This window comes from Xanthomonas sp. WHRI 7945, assembly GCF_035026585.1.
On record NZ_JAYIQP010000028.1, the window covers coordinates 14,916 to 33,901 of the forward strand.

Annotated in this window: 6 protein-coding genes; 1 reads left to right on the top strand and 5 read right to left on the bottom strand. The window is 72.9% G+C overall.

Going from position 1 to position 18,986, the window contains the following annotated elements:
• Positions 1–22: 22 nt before the first annotated feature.
• The 5 genes from VDQ83_RS17020 to xerD form a co-directional block, all read right to left on the bottom strand.
• Positions 23–8,242 carry an ESPR-type extended signal peptide-containing protein gene (locus VDQ83_RS17020; protein WP_455435820.1) on the bottom strand — a complete coding sequence of 2,740 codons (8,220 nt, stop codon included), beginning with the start codon at positions 8,240–8,242 and terminating at the stop codon, positions 23–25.
• 1,435 nt (positions 8,243–9,677) lie between these two features.
• Complete coding sequence (purL, locus tag VDQ83_RS17025; protein ID WP_455435821.1) at positions 9,678–13,769, bottom strand: phosphoribosylformylglycinamidine synthase; 4,092 nt, start codon at positions 13,767–13,769, stop codon at positions 9,678–9,680.
• 241 nt (positions 13,770–14,010) lie between these two features.
• A complete protein-coding gene (locus tag VDQ83_RS17030; protein ID WP_455435822.1) occupies positions 14,011–14,829 on the bottom strand; it encodes a DsbC family protein in 819 nt (272 codons plus the stop codon).
• Between the two features lie 90 nt (positions 14,830–14,919).
• Positions 14,920–17,079, bottom strand: a complete 2,160-nt coding sequence (locus tag VDQ83_RS17035; RefSeq protein ID WP_455435823.1) for a hypothetical protein — start codon at positions 17,077–17,079, stop codon at positions 14,920–14,922.
• A 67-nt stretch (positions 17,080–17,146) separates the two neighbouring features.
• Positions 17,147–18,121 (bottom strand): site-specific tyrosine recombinase XerD, encoded by a 975-nt coding sequence (xerD, locus tag VDQ83_RS17040; RefSeq protein WP_455435824.1) that lies wholly within the window; start codon positions 18,119–18,121, stop codon positions 17,147–17,149.
• 191 nt (positions 18,122–18,312) lie between these two features.
• On the opposite strand from xerD, the gene VDQ83_RS17045 reads away from it, so the two are divergent.
• A complete protein-coding gene (locus VDQ83_RS17045) occupies positions 18,313–18,795 on the top strand; it encodes an RDD family protein (protein WP_455435825.1) in 483 nt (160 codons plus the stop codon).
• Positions 18,796–18,986: the final 191 nt, after the last annotated feature.

The window sequence follows — 18,986 nt, forward strand, 5'->3', positions numbered from 1 at the left end:
AGCTGCCGCCGTCCGCGATGGCTCACCAGCCGAAGCCGGCGCCGATGCCGACCGAGCTGTCGTCGCCGCTGAACGCGCCGCCGATGGTCACCGTGGCGCGATCGCTGAAGGCGCGCTGGTAGCCCACCGACAGTGCCGATTCGCCGTTCTGGAAACCGACGCCGGCACCGACCCGGTTCTGGGTGCGGATGCCCGCGGCGCTGGTGGCCATGTTGAGCATCGCCGCGCTCATCGCGCCCTGCCGGTCGATGCGGCGATCCTGGTCGCGCAACCGCGCATCGACGTCGCCGCGCAGCACGTCGAAGCTGTCGGCCATCGTGTTGAAGCGCGTGTCGGTGTACGACTTGGCCGTGGCCACGCCGCTGTCCAGCTGGCTCTTGTTGACCGCATCGGTGGCCTGGGTGCCTGCGGCGACGTTGGCGACCTGGCGCTCGTTGCCGGCGCTGCCCACCGACACCGTGTTGGCGCGGTCGGCGACCGAACCCTGGCCCAGCGCCACCGCCCCCTGCGCCGTGGCGCTGGCGCCCTGGCCCAGCGCGGTGCCCGAGGCCGCGGTGACGCTGGCGCCCTCGCCCATCGCCACCGCATTGGTCGCCACCGCGGCGATGTGGCTGTTGGCGCCCACCGCGGTGCTGCCGTCGGCGTTGACCTTGGCGTTGCTGCCGATCGCGGTGTCGTTGGGACCATGCGCATAGGCGCTGCCGCCGATCGCGGTGCCGGTGACGTCGTTGGCGCGCGCCGCCGTGCCGACCGCGGTGGCGCCGTTGCCGGCATCGGCCACGGTCGCCTCGCCGACCTGCGCGGTGGACGCGGTGCCGGATACCGCCGCCGGCTCGGACACCGCCTGCGCGGTGGCCTGCGCCGACTCCGGTTCGGCGACCGCCGCCACGCTGGCGACCCGCGCATTGCGCGACACGCTGGCGGTGCCGGCGCCGCGCGCATCCAGCTCGCTGACCTTGCCGTCCAGCGCCGCCAGCGCATCGCCGACGTTGCTGTAGCTGGCGCCCTGGATCACGTAGGTCGGCGCCACGAACAGGCCTTGCGCGCCGAGGCCGGCACCGCCGCCCAGGAACGTGGCCATGTTGCTCAGCGACTGGTACAGCTGGCTGCCGTTGATCGCCTCGGTGCTGCCCGCGGCGACGCTGCCCGCGGTCAGGTTGACGATGCGCCGGGTAGCCGGGCCGCCGCGGCCGTTGCCGCTGCCCAGCGACACCGTGTCGGCCTCGTAGACGCGCGAGCCGGCGCCGAGCGCGACCGCATTGTCGGCCGACACGCCGGCGTTGGCGCCGATCGCCACGCCGTTGCTGCCGCTGTTGCGGACGAAGCTGTTGTAGCCCAGCGCCACGCCGTTCTCGCCGATCGCATTGGTCTGCAGGCCGACCGCGGTGCTGCGCGCGCCGCTCGCCGAACTGCCGGCGCCCGCTGCGGTGGTGCCGGCGCCGCTGGCGACGCTGCCCACGCCCAACGCACTGCTGCGCAGGCCGCTGGCGACGGCCCCGGCCCCGGCCGCGGTGCTGTTCACGCCGCTGGCGCTGGCCACGCCGCTGCCCGAGCTCTGGAAGCTGGCGCTGGTCTCGCCGGCGGCCGCGGCCACCGCGTCGAGCTGGGTCTTGTTGACCGCATCGGTGGCGTTGATCGCCGCGCCGACGTTGGTGATGCGGCGCGTGGCCGGACCGCTGACGCCGTTGCCGCCGCCCACCGACACCACGTTGGCCTCGCTGGCGCGCGCACCGGCGCCCAGCGCGACGCTGTTGGCCCCGTTGGCCCAGGCGCTGGTGCCCAGCGCCGTGGCGTTGATGCCGCTGTAGGCGTAGGCGTCCTGGCCGATCGCAGTGCCGCCCTGCACGGTGGCCCAGGCGAACTGGCCCACCGCGGTGGTCTGCGCCGCCGTGGCCCAGGCCGAGGCGCCGAGCGCGGTGGCGTCCTCGCCGGTGGCGCGCGCGCTGTGGCCCAGCGCCGAGGCGTAGGCACCGGACGCGGTGCTGCCCCAGCCCAGCGCCGAGGCGTTGCTGCCCGACGCTTCGGCGCCATAGCCGAACGCGCTGGTGCGGGTGCCGCTGGCGCTGCTGAACGCGCCGACCGCGGTGCTGTAGTCGGTCGCGGCCTCGCTCTTGTAGCCGGTGGCGGTGGACTGCAGGCCGGCGGCCGTGGCCCCGGCGCCGCTGGCGCTGCTGAACGCTGCGGTGGCCTGCGCGCCCGCGCCGAGCGCGGTGGCGCCGACTTCGCTGGCGGTGGTGGTGCCGTCGAGCAGCACGTTGCCGGCGTCGTCGGTGTAGTACAGCGAACCGCCGATGGCGGTGCTGGACTCGCCGGTGGCGGTGGCGTTGTAGCCGGAGGCGGTGGCGTACTGCGCACCGGCCAGCGCGCCGCTGCCGTACGCCGAGGCGCCGGTGCCGTAGGCGTTGGCCGCTTCGCCGGCGGCGGTGGCGTAGGTGCCCTCGACATAGCTGCCGACGTCGTCGGCCGGGTCGTCGCCGCCGCTGGCCTTGAACTGCTTGCCGGTCGCATCGGCGGACTGCTTGACCTCGTCCAGCTGCGCGACGTTGACCGCGTCGGTGTCCTCGGTGCCCGCGGCCACGTTGGTGATCTGCCGCTCGCTGCCGGCGCTGCCGACCGACACGGTGTTGTCGCGCTCGGCCTCGGACAGTGCGCCCAGGGCCACGCTGTTGCTGCCGGAGGCGTAGGCGCCGTAGCCGAAGGCGCTGGAATCCTCCGCGCTGGCGTAGCTCAGGCTGCCGATGGCGGTGCTGAAGTCGGCGGTGGCGCCGGCGCCGGCGCCGAACGCGGCGGAATTGGCGCCCGAGGCTTCGGCCGGAATCAGCCCGAAGAACGAGGTGCCGCCGACGGCGACGCTTTCCTCGCCGGAGGCCACGCTGGACTCGCCCAGCGCCACGCTGCCGGTGCCCGAAGCGGCCGCGCCGACACCGACCGCGGTGCCGTAGTCGCCGCTGGCAAGCGCGCCGTAGCCCAGCGCCGACGACAGGTAGCCGGTGGCCTCGCTGTAGCCGCCGAGCGCGGTGGCGCCGATGTTGGAAGCGCTGCTGCGGAAACCGGTCGCGGTGGCCTGGTTGTCCGAGGCCACGGCTTCGCTGCCGCTGGCGGTGGAGTAGGTACCGCTGGCCTGCGCACCGGCGCCGCTCGCGGTGGCGCCGATCTCGCTGGCCAACGCGCCGTTGCCGATGGCGATGCTGTCCTGGCCCAGCGCCTGGCTGTCGCTGCCGAGCGCGACCGCATCGCTGCCGCTGGACACCGCATTGAAGCCGATCGCGGTGGCGCCGGCGGCCAGCGCATTGGCGCCGCCGCCCAAGGCGGTGCTGCCGTCGCCGATCGCATTGGCCGCCTCGCCGGCGGCCAGCGCGTTGTCGCCTTCCACCAGCGCACCGGCATCGCTGTCGTCGCTGCCGCTGGCCTGGAAGTACTTGCTGGTGGTTTCCGCCGCCTGCTTGACCGCGTCCAACTGCGCGACGTTGACCGCATCGGTGGCCTCGGTGCCGGCGGCGACGTTGGTGATCTGGCGCTCGTTGCCGGCGCTGCCCACCGACACGCTGTAGGCGCGATCGGCCACGGCCCCTGCGCCCAGCGCCACGGCGTTGGACGCGGTCGCCTCGCTGCCGGCGCCGATCGCCACCGCGCTTTCCGCGTCGGCCAGGGTGTTGGTGCCCAGGGCGATCGTGTTGACCTGGTTGCCCAGCGCCTGGAAGCCCATCGCCACGCTGTAGTTGCCGTAGCCGAACGCGCCCCGACCCACCGCGGTGGCGCTGAGGCCCGGTGCCCAGCTGTTGAAGCCAATCGAGGTGGCGCCGTTGCCGCTGGCCCACGCGCCGGTGCCGAATGCCGAGGCATTGGTGCCGGTGGCCCAGGCCGAGGCGCCGAACGCCGAGGCGCCGTCCGCCGTGGCCCAGGCATAGGCGCCGCTGGCGGTGGCGTCGTCGCCGCTGGCCCAGGCGTTGTCGCCCTGCGCCAGGCTGTAGTCGCCGGTCGCGCGCGCCTTGAAACCGCCGGCGGTGCTGTGGTCGCCGGTGGCCTGCGCGCCGTAGCCGGTGGCGGTGGCCTGCGCCCCGGTGGCCTGCGCCCCGGCGCCGAGCGCGGTGGCGTTCTCGCCGGCGTTGGCGCCGATCATCTGCGCATTGCCGTCGGCATCGGTGATCGGCTGGTTGTACTGGTCGAACGCCTGGCCCTGGCCGCCGATGGCGGTGCTGCCGGCGCCGCCGGCGGCGCTGCCGTTACCCAGCGCGAGCGCGTCGTCGCCGATCGCCGCGGCGCCGCTGCCGTAGGCGGCCGCACCGCTGCCGTAGGCATTGGCCGCATCGCCCGCCGCGACCGCGCCCTCGCCGTCGGCATAGGCGCCGACCGTGCCGGTGCCGTCGGTGGTGAAGAACTTGGCGGTGGTCTCGGCGGTCGTGCGCACCGCATCCAGCTGCGCCACGTTGACCGCATCGGTGGCCTGGCTGCCGGCGGCGACGTTGACGATCTGCCGCTCGCTGCCGGCATCGCCGACCGAGACCGTGTTGGCGCGGCGCGCGACCGAGTTGGAACCCAGCGCCACGCTGTCGGCGGCGAGCGCGGTGCTGTAGTGGCCGAGCGCGGTGCTGTTGGCGCCGCTGGCCCAGGACTCGGCGCCGAGCGCGCTGGCGAAGGCGCCCGGCGCATAGGCGAAGTAGCCCAGCGCCGTGCTCTCCAGGCCGGAGGCCTCGCTGAGGCTGCCGTTGGCGACGCTGAAGTCGCCCGAGGCGATCGCGCCGGCGCCGAACGCCGCCGCGCTCTGCCCGCTGGCCTGGGTCTGCACGAACAGGCCCAGGCCCGGGATCAGGTCGGCCGGGCCGCCCACGGCGACGCTGCTGGTGCCGGTCGCCGCGCTCTGCGTGCCGACCGCGGTGGCGTAGTCGCCGGTGGCATTGGCCACCGCGCCGAACGCCGACGCCTGCGCGCCGCCGGCATAGGCGCCCACGCCCACCGCCGAGGCGGCGAAGCCGCCGGCATCGGCGCTGGCGCCCAGCGCGGTGCCGCCGACGCCGGCGCTGGTCGCGCCGGTGTCCACGGCCACGCCGCCGTTGGTGATCAGCGGATCGCCGTTCTCGTCCACCGCCACCCCGCCCACGGCCACGGCCGCCGGGCCGGTGGCCTGCGCATTGGTGCCGAACGCGGCGCTGTTCTGCCCTGCCGCCACGGCACCGCTGCCCACCGCGGTGGCGCCGCTGCTCACCGCAGCGGCACCGCCGCCGAGCGCGGTGCTGCCGTTGCCGATGGCATTGGCCGCCTCGCCCGCGGCCAGCGCATCGTCGCCTTCGACATAGGCGCCGGCGTCGCTGTTGCCACCGCTGGCCTGCAGGTACTTGCCCGCCTCCTGCAGCTGCGCGACGTTGACCGCATCGGTGGCTTCCGTGCCGGCGGCGACGCTGGTGATCTGCCGGGTCAGGCCGTTGCCGACGTCGCCGACCGAAACGCTGTTGTCGCGGTCCGCGTAGGAATACGCGCCGAGCGCGACCGCACTGGAGGCGGAGCGGTTCTGCGCGTCCTCGAGCCAGCTGCTGACCCGCGCGCCGTAGCCGATCGCGGTCGCGTCGGTGCCGTTGGCCGCGCTGTTGGCGCCGATCGCGGTGCTGCTGTCGTGGAACATCGAGGACACCGAGCCGGTGCCGAGAGCGACGCTGTTGGCGGTCCACGCGGTGGACTCGTGACCGATCGCCACCCCGCCCTCGCCCGCGGACAGCGCATAGCCGCCCAGCGAAACGGTATGCGGCGCGAACGAACCGGCGCTGTGGCCGATCGCCACCGAGTCGACGGCATCATTATCCAGGCTCGGGAACACGTTGGCGTTGTAGCCCAGCGCGATGGCGTAGTTGCCCTGGCTCTGCGCGCCCGCGCCCAGGGCGACGCCGCCGACGCCGGTCGCGGCGGCGATGCCGACGCTGTTGCCGGCGCTTTCGGCGGCCGTGCTGACGCCGCCGATGGCGACGCTGTCGGTGCCGCTGGCCAGCGCATTCATGCCCATCGCCACGGTGCTGGTCGCGGTCGCACGCGCCCCGATGCCGGTCGCGGTGGCATAGTCGCCCGCGGCGCGCGAACCGTAGCCCACCGCCGTGCCCAGCGCACCGGACACTTCGGACAGGCCGCCGACCGCAGTGGCGCCGTCCTGGAAGGTCTGCGCGTGGTAGCCCAGCGCGGTGCTCTGCACGCCGCTGGCGGAGCTGCCGGTGCCGACCGCGGTGCTCAGCGCGTCCAGCGCCTGCGCGCCGCCGCCGACCGCCGTGGCCGCGGTGCCCAGCGCCTGGGTGGTCTGCTCGCGGCTGCCGACGATGAAGCCGTCCTCGTCGTATTCGTAGACCGTGGCGACGCCGCCGATCGCGGTCGCCGACTCGCCGTCGGCGGTGGCGTTGGCGCCGAGCGCGCTGGCGTTCTGGCCGTTGGCCACCGCGCCGCTGCCGACCGCCGAGGCGGCGATGCCGCCGGCGAAACTGCTGGAACCGAGCGCGGTGGCGTAGTCGCCGTCGGCCGATGCGTTGGAACCGGAGGCGGTGGCCTCCTCGCCCTGCGCCAGCGCGCTGCCCTCGCCGTTGGCCGAGAACAGGCGCGCGGTGGTGTCGGCGACGTCGGCGACCGCAGCGAGCTGGTCCAGGTTCACCGCATCGGTGCCCTCGGTGCCGGCAGCGACATTGGCGATCTGGCGTTCGTTGCCGGCGCTGCCGACCGAGACCGTGTCGGCGCGATCGGCGGTGGAACCCTGGCCGAGCGCAACGCTGCCGGCGGCCCCTGCCTTGGCGCCGTAGCCCAGCGCGGTGGAGTCCTCGGCCTGCGCCCAGGAAGCGCCACCGAGCGCGGTGCTGGAGTCGCCATCGGCCGAACTCAGCCAGCCGATCGAGGTGGAGAACGCGCCATTGGCCCAGGCGCCGGCGCCGAACGCCGAACCACCTTCGCCCTGCGCCTCGGTGGTGAAAAAGCCGAGCACGCTGCCGCCGACCGCGGTGCTGGATTCGCCGCTGGCCAGGCTCGATTCGCCCACCGCCACGGCGCTGCCGCCGCTGGCATTGGCGCCGTAGCCGAAGGCGGAGGCGAAATCGCCGCCGGCCTGGCTGAAGCCGCCGTTCGCGGTGCTCGCCAGACCGCCAGCTTCGGCGGAGAAACCGGTCGCCGTGCTCTGCACGCCGTCGGCGCGCGCGGCGGTGCCCAGCGCGGTGGAGAACGCGCCATTGCCCTGCGCGCCGGCGCCGAACGCGCTGGCGCCCTGGGCGGTGGCGCTGGTGGTGCCTTCCAGCACCACCTCGCCGTCTTCGTCGACGATCGACAGCGCACCGCCGACCGCGGTCGCCGAAGCGCCCACGGCGGTGGCGTTGCTGCCGACCGCGGTGGCGTTGCCGCCCTGGGTGGTGGCGCCGCTGCCGAGCGCGCTGCTGCCGTTGCCGATCGCGTTGGCGCCTTCGCCGGCGGCCAGTGCGTTGTCGCCTTCGACATAGGCGCCGGCGTCGCTGTCGGCGCTGCCGCTGGACTGGAAATACTTGGCGGTGGTGTCGGCGGTCTGCTTGACCGCGTCCAGCTGCGCCACGTTGACCGCATCGGTGGCCTCGGTGCCGGCGGCGACGTTGGTGATCTGGCGCTCGTTGCCGGCGCTGCCGACCGAGACGCTGTTGTCGCGATCGGCGAGCGCGTCGGCGCCCAGCGCCACGCTGTTCTCGCCCTGCGCCACGGCGGCGTTGCCCAGCGCGGTGCTGTTGCGGCCGGTCGCGGTGGCGAAACCGCCGATGGCGGTGGCGTAGTCGGCGTCGGCGCTGGCGGCCAGGCCGACCGCCGCGGTGGCGACGCCGTTGGCGATGCTCTCGGCGCCGAGCGCGGTCGCGCCGGTACCGCTGGCGGTGCTGTAGTAGCCGAGCGCGGTGGATTCCAGGCCGGTCGCTTCGCTGAGCGTGCCGCTGGCCACGCTGCCGTCGCCGCTGGCGTTGCTGGCCGCGCCGGTCGCGGTGCTCTGTTCGCCGCTGGCGTTGCTCTCGGCGCCGACCGCGGTGGCGTAGTCGCCGCTGGCGCTGGCGCCGTCGCCGATCTGCAGCGCCTGCGCTTGCGCGGCCGAGGGCAGGACCGCGGTGCCGGCGCCCAGCGCCATGGCGATCGCGACCGACAGGGCCAGGCCCTGCGCGCGTCCTGCCCTGCCTTCGCGGACCAGCTGTCCGCGGGAATCGCCGCTGGCCAGTTCCGAGGCCACGGTCCACATCCCCAACGCCTTGTTCCAGACCTTGCGATAAATCCGATTCATCGACTGCTGCTCCTCAAATAGGCTGGTTTTTGGTCAAAAAGCCACCCTCGCCCGGCATTCCAGCCGGCCGACCCCCTGTCGGTATTTGGCGCCGCATGTCTCCCTGGTACCCCAGGGCGCGAAAGGCTTGCGCCCGTCGCAACTCGTTTTCGTTGATGAACTGAGATGAAATGCGGAACTGTCTGGAGTGTTAACCCCGTATCTTGAGTACGTCAAGTTTTTGACTTGAAACCACATAACACGGGATGGAAGTCCCACATTTGCGACTTAATTGTTAATTTTTAGATAAAATTCAATCAAAACAAGACATTCCGCCAAATTCTCGGCACAACACTTGCCATCCGTTGACACGCAGCGGTCATGCGAGCCGCTGCTGCGCCAAGGGTTTGACGTGGATCGACGTGCCGGCGAGCCCGCGGCCAGACGAGGGTGCTGCCGATGCCGATAGCCGCTTGCGTGCGGCCGTGCACAAGCGCAACTGCGCAGAACGCGGTCGTTGGACGGCGGCGGAGGGCGCTGGCGCCCCTCTCCCACCGGGAGAGGGGTTGGGGTGAGGGTCCGGCGCGAAGCGGCTCGCTGAGTCGGGTGCGCGAGGCTACGCCCGCACCCTCATCCGCCCCTGCGGGGCACCTTCTCCCAATGGGAGAAGGAACAGCCTTAGCCCCTCTCACCTCGGGAGAGGGGTTGGGGTGAGGGTCCGGGCGCGAAGCGACTCGCTGAGTTGGGTGCGCGAGGCTACGCCCGTACCCTCATCCGCCCCTGCGGGGCACCTTCTCCCGAGGGGAGAAGGGAACAGCCGCGCCTGCCTTTCCCGATGGAAGAAGGGAGCAGCCGTCAGCCCCTCTCCCACCGGGAGAGGGGTTGGGGTGAGGGTCCGGCGCGAAGCGGCTCGCTGACGTTGGGTGCGCGAGGCTTCGCCCGTACCCTCATCGCCCCTGCGGGGCACCTTCTCCCGAGGGGAGAAGGGAACAGCCGCGCCTGCCTTTCCCGAGGGGAGAAGGGAGCAGCCGTCAGCCCCTCTCCCACCGGGAGAGGGGTTGGGGTAAGGGTCCGGCGCGAAGCGGCTCGCTGAGTCGGGTGCGCGAGGCTTCGCCCGTACCCTCATCCGCCCCTGCGGGGCACCTTCTCCCGGTGGGAGAAGGGAACAGCCGTTAGCCCCTCTCCCATCGGGAGAGGGGTTGGGGTGAGGGTCCGGGCGCGAAACGGCTCGTGGAGGTGAGTGCACCGACGCCGATGCCGCTACGTTTTCCGGGTTGGTTCGTCGCGACTGAAGTCGCTCCCACAAGGGAGTCGCTCCCACAAGGTCTGAAATCAGCCGCCGGTCGACACGGCGCAGCGCGCGCGCCGCAACGGATCATGCGCCGGGTCGGCGCAAGGCGTGCCCGCTTGCAGCATGCCGCCGCGCCCGCCGACGGCGGACGCGGCAGGCGCGTGCTCAGCCCACCCACACCCGCGCGTTGCGGAACATGCGCAGCCACGGCGAATCGTCGGGCCAGCCCTCGGGGTGCCAGCTGAGGTTGAGCGTGCGCTGGGTACGCTCCGGATGCGGCATCAGGATCGTCACCCGGCCGTCGTCGCTGGTCAGGCCGGTGATGCCGTCGGGCGAGCCGTTCGGGTTCAGCGGATAGCGCTGCGCGACCTCGCCGTTGCCGTCGACGAAGCGCAGCGCCACGCGCGCGGCGGCCTGGTCGACGGCAGTGTCGAACTCGGCGCGGCCTTCGCCGTGCGCCACCGCCACCGGGATCCGTGACCCGGCCATGCCGCGCAGGAAGATCGACGGCGACTCCACCACTTCCAGCAGGCTGGTGCGCGCCTCGAACTGCTCGCTGCGGTTGCGCAGGAAGCGCGGCCAATGCTCGGCGCCGGGGATGATGTCCTTGAGCTGGCTCAGCATCTGGCAGCCGTTGCACACGCCCAGCGCGAAGCTGTCCGGGCGCGCGAAGAACGCCGCGAACGCATCGCGCAAGGCGGGCCGCTCCAGGATCGAGGTGGCCCAGCCGCGGCCAGCGCCGAGCACGTCGCCGTAGCTGAAGCCGCCGCAGGCGGCCAGGCCGACGAAATCGGCCAGGTCCACGCGGCCGGCGATCAGGTCGCTCATGTGCACGTCGAAGGCGCGGAAGCCGGCGCGTTCGAACGCGTTGGCCATCTCGATCTGGCCGTTGACGCCCTGCTCGCGCAGGATCGCCACCTTCGGCCGCTGGCCGCTGGCGACGAACGGCGCGCCCACGTCCTCGGCCGGGTCGAACGCCAGCTTCGGCTTCAGCCCAGGCGCGGCGAAATCGCGCGCCACGGCGCGTTCCTCGTCGGCGCTGTCGGGGTTGTCGCGCAGCTTCTGCAGGGCATGGCTCACCGACCACCACGCATCGAACAATTCCTCCCAGCGCCATTCGACCAGGGTCTTGCCGGCCAGCCCCACGCGCACCACCGCGGCGGTGCTGGGACGGGCGATGCGCTGCGCGCATTCGGTCAGCGCGTGGCGCTCGACCAGGTCGGCGAACGCGGCGCGGTCTTCCTTGGCGATCTGCACCACCGCGCCCAGTTCCTCGTTGAACAGACTGCGGAACGGATCGTCGCCCCAGGCGTCGAGGTTGATCTCCAGGCCCTGGCGCGAGGCGAAGGCCATTTCGCACAGGGTGGCGAAGGCACCGCCGTCGCTGCGGTCGTGGTACGCCAGCAGCAGCCCAGCCGCGCGCGCATCGCGGATCAGTTCGAAGAACGCGCGCAACCGCTGCGCATCGTCCAGGTCCGGCACCGGCCCGCCGAACGCCGGCAAGCCGCCTTCGGCATGCACCTGCGCCAGCACCGACCCGCCCAGGCGCTGCTTGCCGCCGCCCAGCCCGATCAGCCACAACTCGCTGTCGGCCTCGCGCGCCAGCAACGGCGTCAGCTGGGTACGCGCATCGGCCACCGGGGCGAACGCGGAGACGATGAGGGAGACGGGGGAAACGCTTTTGTGCGTGGTGGAGCCGGGACCGGGGACCGGGGACCAGGGACCCGGAACAGCGGCAGGATCGGCGACGGCGGGATCGCGGGCATCCTGCTCTTGCTCCTCCCCGGTCCCCGGTCCCCGGTCCCCGGTCCCGACCACTCGGTCGCGAGTCCCGGCCACATTCCACTGCGCCTGCATCGACAACGAATCCTTGCCGACCGGAATGCTCAGCTCCAGCTGCGGGCACAGTTCCATGCCCACGGCTTTGACCGCGGCGTACAGCCGCGCGTCCTCGCCGGCGTGGTTGGCCGCGGCCATCCAGTTCGCCGACAGCTTGACCTGGGCCAGCGCCTCGACCGGCGCCGCGCACAGGTTGGTGATCGCTTCGCCGACCGCCATGCGCGCCGCGGCGGCGGCATCGAGCAGCGCCAGCGGGGTGCGCTCGCCGATCGCCATCGCTTCGCCGGCATAGGTATCGAACCCGGCCAGGGTGATCGCGCAATCGGCCAGCGGCAGCTGCCACGGACCAACCATCTGCTCGCGCGCGGTCAGCCCGCCGACGCTGCGGTCGCCGATGGTGACCAGGAAGCTCTTGGCCGCCACCGCCGGATGCGCCAGCACGCGCAACCCGGCTTCGCGCAGGTCCAGCGTGTCGGTGTCCAGCTCCGGCCAGCGCGGCGCTGGCGGCTGCCGCGCATCGCGGTGCATCTTCGGGGCTTTGCCGAACAGCACGTCCATCGGCAGGTCGATCGGGTGCCGGGATTGGGGATTGGGGATTGGGGATTCGTTGGAAGCGGCCAGCGCAGCGCTGTTGCCAGTCTCTACTCCCGAATCCCTAATCCCGGCATCCAGGACGCCATATCCCACCACCAGCCGTTCTTCGGCAGTGGCCACGCCGACCGCGGCGAACGGGCAGCGCTCGCGTTCGCAGATCGCGGCGAATTCGGCCAGGCGCGCCTGCGGAACGCCGAGCACGTAGCGTTCCTGCGATTCGTTGCACCACAGCTGCATCGGCGACAGCGACGGGTCGTCGCTGGGCACGCGGTCCAGGTCGATGATGCCGCCCACGCTGGAGTCGTGCAGCAACTCGGGAATGGCGTTGGACAGCCCGCCGGCGCCGACGTCGTGGAACCAGCGGATCGGGTTGTCGGTGCCCAGCGCCACGCAGCGGTCGATGACCTCCTGCACGCGCCGCTCCATCTCCGGGTTGTCGCGCTGCACGCTGGCGAAATCCAGGTCCTCGGCGCTGTCGCCGGAGGCCACCGAACTGGCCGCGCCGCCGCCCAGGCCGATCAGCATCGCCGGGCCGCCGAGCACGATCACCGCATCGCCCGGCTGCAGGCGGATCTTCTCGACCTGGATGCGGTCGATCGCGCCGAGGCCGCCGGCGAGCATGATCGGCTTGTCGTAGGCGCGGGTCAGGTCCTGCGTCTCGGGCAGTTCGAAGCTGCGGAAATAGCCGAGCAGGTTGGGCCGGCCGAATTCGTTGTTGAACGCGGCGCCGCCGAGCGGGGCCTCGAGCATGATCTCCAGCGCCGGTGCCATGCGCGGGTTCAACGGGCGCTCGCCCTCCCACGGCTGCGGCAGCGTGGGGATGCGCAGGTGCGAGACGCTGAAACCGGTCAGGCCGGCCTTGGGCTTGCCGCCGCGGCCGGTGGCGCCCTCGTCGCGGATCTCGCCGCCGGCGCCGGTGGAGGCGCCCGGGAACGGCGCGATCGCGGTCGGGTGGTTGTGGGTCTCGACCTTGATGCAGAACGCCGACGGCGTCACCGGCTCGCTGCGGTATTCGCCGCTGGCCGGATCCGGGCGGTAGCGCGCGGCCGGATGCCCTTCCACCACCGCGGCGTTGTCGCTGTACGCGCTGAGCGTGTACTGCGGGGTCTGCTGGTGGGTGTGCTTGATCATCCGGAACAGCGAGCGTTCCTGCTCCTTGCCGTCGATGCTCCAGCTGGCGTTGAAGATCTTGTGCCGGCAGTGCTCGGAATTGGCCTGCGCGAACATCATCAGCTCGACGTCGGCCGGATCGCGGCCGAGTTCGCCGAAGCGCTGGCGCAGATAGTCGATCTCGTCCTGGGCCAGGGCCAGGCCCAGCCGCGCGTTGGCCGCTTCCAGCTGGTCCAGCGCGATGCGCTCGACGTCGCCGCGCGCCGGTGCCTGGAACAGCGCCTGCGCCTGGGTCGCGCTGTCCAGCAGCGACTGGGTCATCGGGTCGTGCAGCAGCTTGGCCAGCGCCGCCTGCTGGATCGCGTCCTGCGGCCAGCCGGCCAGGTCCAGGCGGGTGCCGCGCTCCACGCGGCGGATCGCCAGGCCGGCGCCGCGCACCAGCTCGGTGGCCTTGCTCGACCACGGCGAGCGCGTGCCCAGCCGCGGCACCACGTAGCGCGAGCAGGTGCCGGCCTCGGCCGCGATCGGCGCGTCCTGCGCCTGCAGGATGCGCTGCGCGGTGGCGGTATCCACCGCGGCGTCGGCGTCGCTGTCGATGAAGTAGACGTGCCAGGCGCCGGCGATGCGCAGACCGGGGACGACGGATTGCAGGCGGGTTTCGAGCCGAGCGCGGCGGAACGGCGAAAGGGCGGAAGCGCCCTCGAGGACGATCATGTCCGGGGAACCGTGTGAGGAAACGGGCTGGCTATTGTAGCCGGGACCGCGGGGACCGGGGACCGGGGACCGGGGACCGGGGACCGGGGACCGGGAAAGCATGAACCCCGCCGGCGGCAGGGTTCACGTAAAAAACAAACCGGGAGAGATAGCCGGCTTCACTGCATGGCACAGCAGACTCTCAGCCGCGGCACACCTGCTTTTCCGGGTCCCCGGTCCCCGGTCCCCAGTCCCGGCAGCCTCAGCGACTCCCGCCCGCCCGACCCGCCTCGGCCGCGCGCTTGTCCAACGCCTCGCGCAGCTGCGCCGGCGGCAGGTAGCCGCCGAGCTGGGTGCCGTCCGGGGCGAAGATCGCCGGGGTGCCGTTGACGCCCAGGCGCTGGCCCAGGTTGTACTGCATGGTGACGGGGTTCTTGCAGCTGGCCGCGCCGGGCACCTTGCCGCTGGCCTTGGCGTCGGTCAGCGCCTTCTTCTTGTCGGCCGCGCACCACACCGCGACCATGTCCTTGTAGTCCTGGCTGCCCAGGCCCATGCGCGGGAACGCCAGGTACTCCACCGCGATGCCCTGCTTGTTGAGTTCGGCGATCTCGCTGTGCAGCTTGCGGCAGTAGCCGCATTCGATATCGGTGAACACGCTGATGGTGTACTTCGGGTTGGCCGGCGCGAACACGATGCGCTCGGTGCGCGGCGCCGATTCCAGCAGCTTGCGGCGGTAGCTCAGCAGGCCTTCGCTGGAGGCGAACTGCTTTTCCTGGATGTCGAACGGCTGCGCCTGGAACAGGTAGCGGCCGTCGTCGGACACGTACAGCACCTGCCCGCCGACCACGACCTCGCGGAAGCCGGGGAACGGCGCGGTGCCGATGTAGTCGGGCTTGAAGTTCGGGTCCAGCTGCAGCAGCGCCGCACGCACGCGCTGTTCGCCCGGAGCACCGGCAGGAGCGGTCGCGGCGGCAGGCTTGGCGGCTGCGGCCGTGGCGCTCTTGGACGGTGGCGCGGCCGGCTGCGCGCAGGCGGAAAGGCTGGCGGCGCCCAACAGCGCGCTAAAGGCAATACGGAGCATTGGCTATCCATGGGAGCGACGAATCGGCCGGATTGTCGCATACCGCTCCGACCGCCTCGTGTAGACAGCCGCGCGCCGCTGGGCGCGCGCTCAGTCGGTGGAATGCTCCGGGTAGGCGCCGGCAGCGGCCGGATCGTGCAGCGCGGCCGGCAGCGCCCAGCGCAGCAGGCCGCGATCGGTCAGGGCCCACAGCGCCTGCCCGTTCCATGCGAACGCCAGCGTCGCCAGCCCGGCGCGCGCCGGCGCCGCCAGCGGCAGCGGGGGACGCGTCGCGGCGAGCGGCCACACCGCCACCTGGAGGCCGCCGCCGGGCGCGTCGCTGCCCAGCGCCAGCAGCCGGCCATGGGCCGAGCGCGCCGCGGCCTTGAGCGTCTCGGCCCGGCCGAGCAGCGCCGACAGCCGCACGCTGCCGTCGCGCAGGTCGACCACGTGCATGCCGACGAAGCGTTCGCCGCCGTCCGCCGCCGGCGCGAAGCGCGGCGGCGACGTGCCGTGCGGGTCCAGCAGCAGCACGAAGCCGGTGGCGATCCAGCCGCCCTGCAGCGAGCCCAGCGGCGTCGGCACCCACTGCGCCACGCCGCTGGCGTCGAACGGGTCCGGCACGCCGAAGCGTTGCGGCAGCGCGAACGCACGCAATACGCGGCCGCTGCCCGAATCCAGTTCGGCCAGCCCCTCGGCGTCCTCCACCCACAGCGCACGCGGATCGCGCAGCCGCACCGGCCACAGCTGTGCGTTGCCCTTGCTCGCGCCGTCCATCAGCGCCTGCCGCGGCGCGGCGAAGGCGCGCGCGAAGGTCCAGGGACCGTCGCTAGGTGGCGGCGTGGCCGGCGTACTCATCGTGAAGCGTCCGCTGCCGAACGCGCCGGCACCGGCGGCGTCGCTGTGGTGCGCGAAATAGGCCGGACGCTGCGCCGCATCCAGCTCCCAGCGGGGGTAGCCGCGGTCGTCCGCCGCGTCGCCGGCAACGGCATGGCGGCGCAGCTGACGCGTGCCGACGTCGTAGACGTGCAGCACCTCGTCCTCGTCGCCAGCGGCCTTGGCCCGGAACCACACGCTGCCGCCCTGCGCGTCCGCCATCAGCCGGCGCGCGCCCTCCTCGCCCTGCCAGACGAGCGCCGCCTGCCACTGCTCGCCGTCGCGGTGCAGCCGCCACAGCCGGGTGCCGCTGGCGGGGCCGCCCAGGACCTGCATGCTGAGCAGCAGGTCGCCGTCGGGCAGCGCCAGCAGGTCCTGCGGGTAGCGCGCGCCGTTCGTCGCCGCGGCCATGCCGGCGAGCGCGTCCCACGGCAGCGCCTCGACCGGGACCGGCGCAACGCCGTTGCCGGCCGCCACGAAGGCGACGGGCGGCGCGGGCGGCAATGGCGCAGCCGGCAATGTCCACGCCAGCGGCGAGGCGGCGACATGCAGCGCCGCCTGTGGCGCGCTCGCCGCGATCGCCGCGCGCACGCCCTGGAACAACGCCGCCGGCACCACGCGCTGGCGCAACTGGCGCGGCGGCGGCGACGGGCCGAACGGATCGATGTGGGAGAGCGTCTTGAACACGCTGTGCTCGGGATTGGCGTAGGTGTCGGTGCGCTCGATGCGCAGCGCGGTGGCCGCGGTGCCGAACGCAGCGGAGACGTCGAACACGCACAGCGTGGTCTCCAGGCCGCCACCACGGCCCTGGCGTTCGCTGCGCGTGGCGCAGTATTGCGGATAGTGCGCAACGCGGAACGCGGCCAGCGCATGCCGATCCTGCGGCGCCCACTGCGTGCGCCGGTGCGCCCGCTGCAGCCGCAGCTGCGCCTCGCCCGCGGTCAGCGCGCCCTGCGCGACCGCCGCCTCCAGCATCGGCGCGGTGACCTGCGCGACCAACAGCGCACGCAGGTCGGCGCGCCGTGACAGCAGGACCTCGTCCCACTCGTCCGGCAGGTACGACAGTTCGGACGCGGCGCTGCGTTCCTCGACCCCGTCCTGCGCCTGCAGCGTCGCCCGCACCGCCGCCTGCACCTGCGCGTACGGCGCCTCGACCAGCAGGTGCACGACCGCGGCCGGTTCGCGCCGGCCATCGGCCAGCGACCAGAACAGCAGGTCCTCGCGGCGGCGCACCGCCGGCGCCTGCGCGTCGAGCGCGGAGGATGCCGCGGCCAGTTGCCAGGGGCTGTCGCCGGATGCGACCGGCGCGGCGACAGCGCTGCTCGCGACGAGCAGGAACAGGACGGGCCAGGCGCTGGAGCGGGCCTGCGACGCGATGGCAGCAAGGAGGTTCAAATCGATCCGATCCGGCAGGAGTGAGGTCATGGCCGCGGCGTGGCGGCGGCGCAACGCGCCACGCGGCTCAGCCGCGCGGATGGTGCTTGCTGTGCAGTTTCTGCAGGTGTTCGCGCGCGACCAGGGTGTAGATCTGAGTGGTCGAAAGCGAACTGTGGCCGAGCAGCATCTGCAACGCACGCAGGTCGGCGCCGCGGTTGAGCAGGTGGGTGGCGAAGCTGTGGCGCAGGCCGTGCGGGCTGACCAGCACCGGATCGATGCCGGCCAGCGCCGCGTAGCGCTTGACCAGGCCCCAGAACTGCTGCCGGCTCAGCGGGCGCCGCGCCGCATCGATGAACATCGGCACGATGCCGTCGCTGGCCGGCACCGCCTGCGCCGCCGCCAGCGCCGGCCGCGCCGTGTCCAGATAGCGCTGCAGCCAGTGCTGCGATTCCTCGCCCAGCGGCACCAGGCGCTCCTTGCTGCCCTTGCCGGTGACGCGCAGCACGCCCTGGCGCAGGTTCACCGCGTTCGCCGGCAGGTTGACCAACTCGCTGACGCGCAACCCGGCCGCGTACATCAGTTCGAGCATCGCGCGGTCGCGCAGCCCGGCCGGGTCGGCGTCGTCCGGCGTCGCCAGCAGCGCCTCGATCTGGCTCTCGGCAAGCGCCTTGGGCAGCGAGCGCGGCAGCTTGGGCGGATCCAGCAGTGCGGTCGGATCGTCGCTGCGCTCGCCGCGGCGCAGGCGCAAGGCGAAGAACGCGCGCAGCGACGACAGCCAGCGCGCGTTGCTGCGCTGCGAGTAGCCCATCCGGGCGCGCCAGGCCAGGTAGTCGAACAAAGCCTGGCGATCGGCCCCCGCCAGTCCGCCGCCGGCCCCGTCTCGCCAGCGCGCGAAGCCCTCCAGGTCGCGCCGGTAGCTGTCCAGGCTCTGCCGCGCCAGGCCCTGCTCGGCCCAGGCCACGTCCAGGAACTGCTGGATCGCGACGGCATCGGCATCGCACAGCGGGGCGAGCCGTTGTGCCTGTTGGCGGCGTTCGGCGGGGGTGTGGAGGTCGGGCATTGGGAGAGCTTACGGGACTGGGGACTCGGGACTGGGGACTGGGGACTGGGGACTGGGGACCGGGGACCGGGGACCGGGGACCGGGGACCGGGAACAGCCTAGCGCCGACTTCGTGCGGCGCAAGGCGGCGACTGCGCCGATCCCGGTACCAGCCGGTGACGCGCCGGTGGCGCTGCCGCTAAGCTGTGGCGATGACCGCCGCCGCGTCCACCGCCACCGCTTCCCGTCCCCGTGCGCTGCTGCCGTGGCGGCTGCTGGCGCTGTTCTACGATGCGTGGCCGGTGATGGCGCTGTGGTTCGTGATCTCGGCGCTGTTCACCCTGGGCTACACGCTCGAAGGGCATGCGCCGCGCGAGAACATCGCGCCGTTCAGCGCCCTGCAGTGGCTGCTGTGGCTGTGCTGCTGGCTGGTGGCCGGCTTGTACGCCACGCTGAGCTGGCGCCGCGGCGGCCAGACCCTGGGCATGCGCCCGTGGCGGCTGCGCCTGCACGGCGCCGATGGCGGCACGCCGTCCTGGGGCGCGTTGTGGCGGCGCTATCTGGTCGGCACGCTGTCGCTGCTGCTGGGCGGGCTGGGATTCTGGTGGGCGCTGGTGGATCGGGAACGGTTGACGTGGCATGACCGCGCCAGCGACACGCGGCTGGATCGGCTTCCGAAGCAAAAAAAGCCCTGACCGCAACGCGTGGGCGCGCGGCGGCGCGGCGAACGCCACTGACGCTTCAAGGCCACTGCGGCGCGGCACGACCGCGCCAGCGGCACGCGGCTGGATCGGCTTCCGAAGCAAAACAAGCCCTGACCGCAACGCGTGGGCGCGCGGCGGCGCGGCGAACGCCACTGACGCTTCAAGGCCACTGCGGCGCGGCA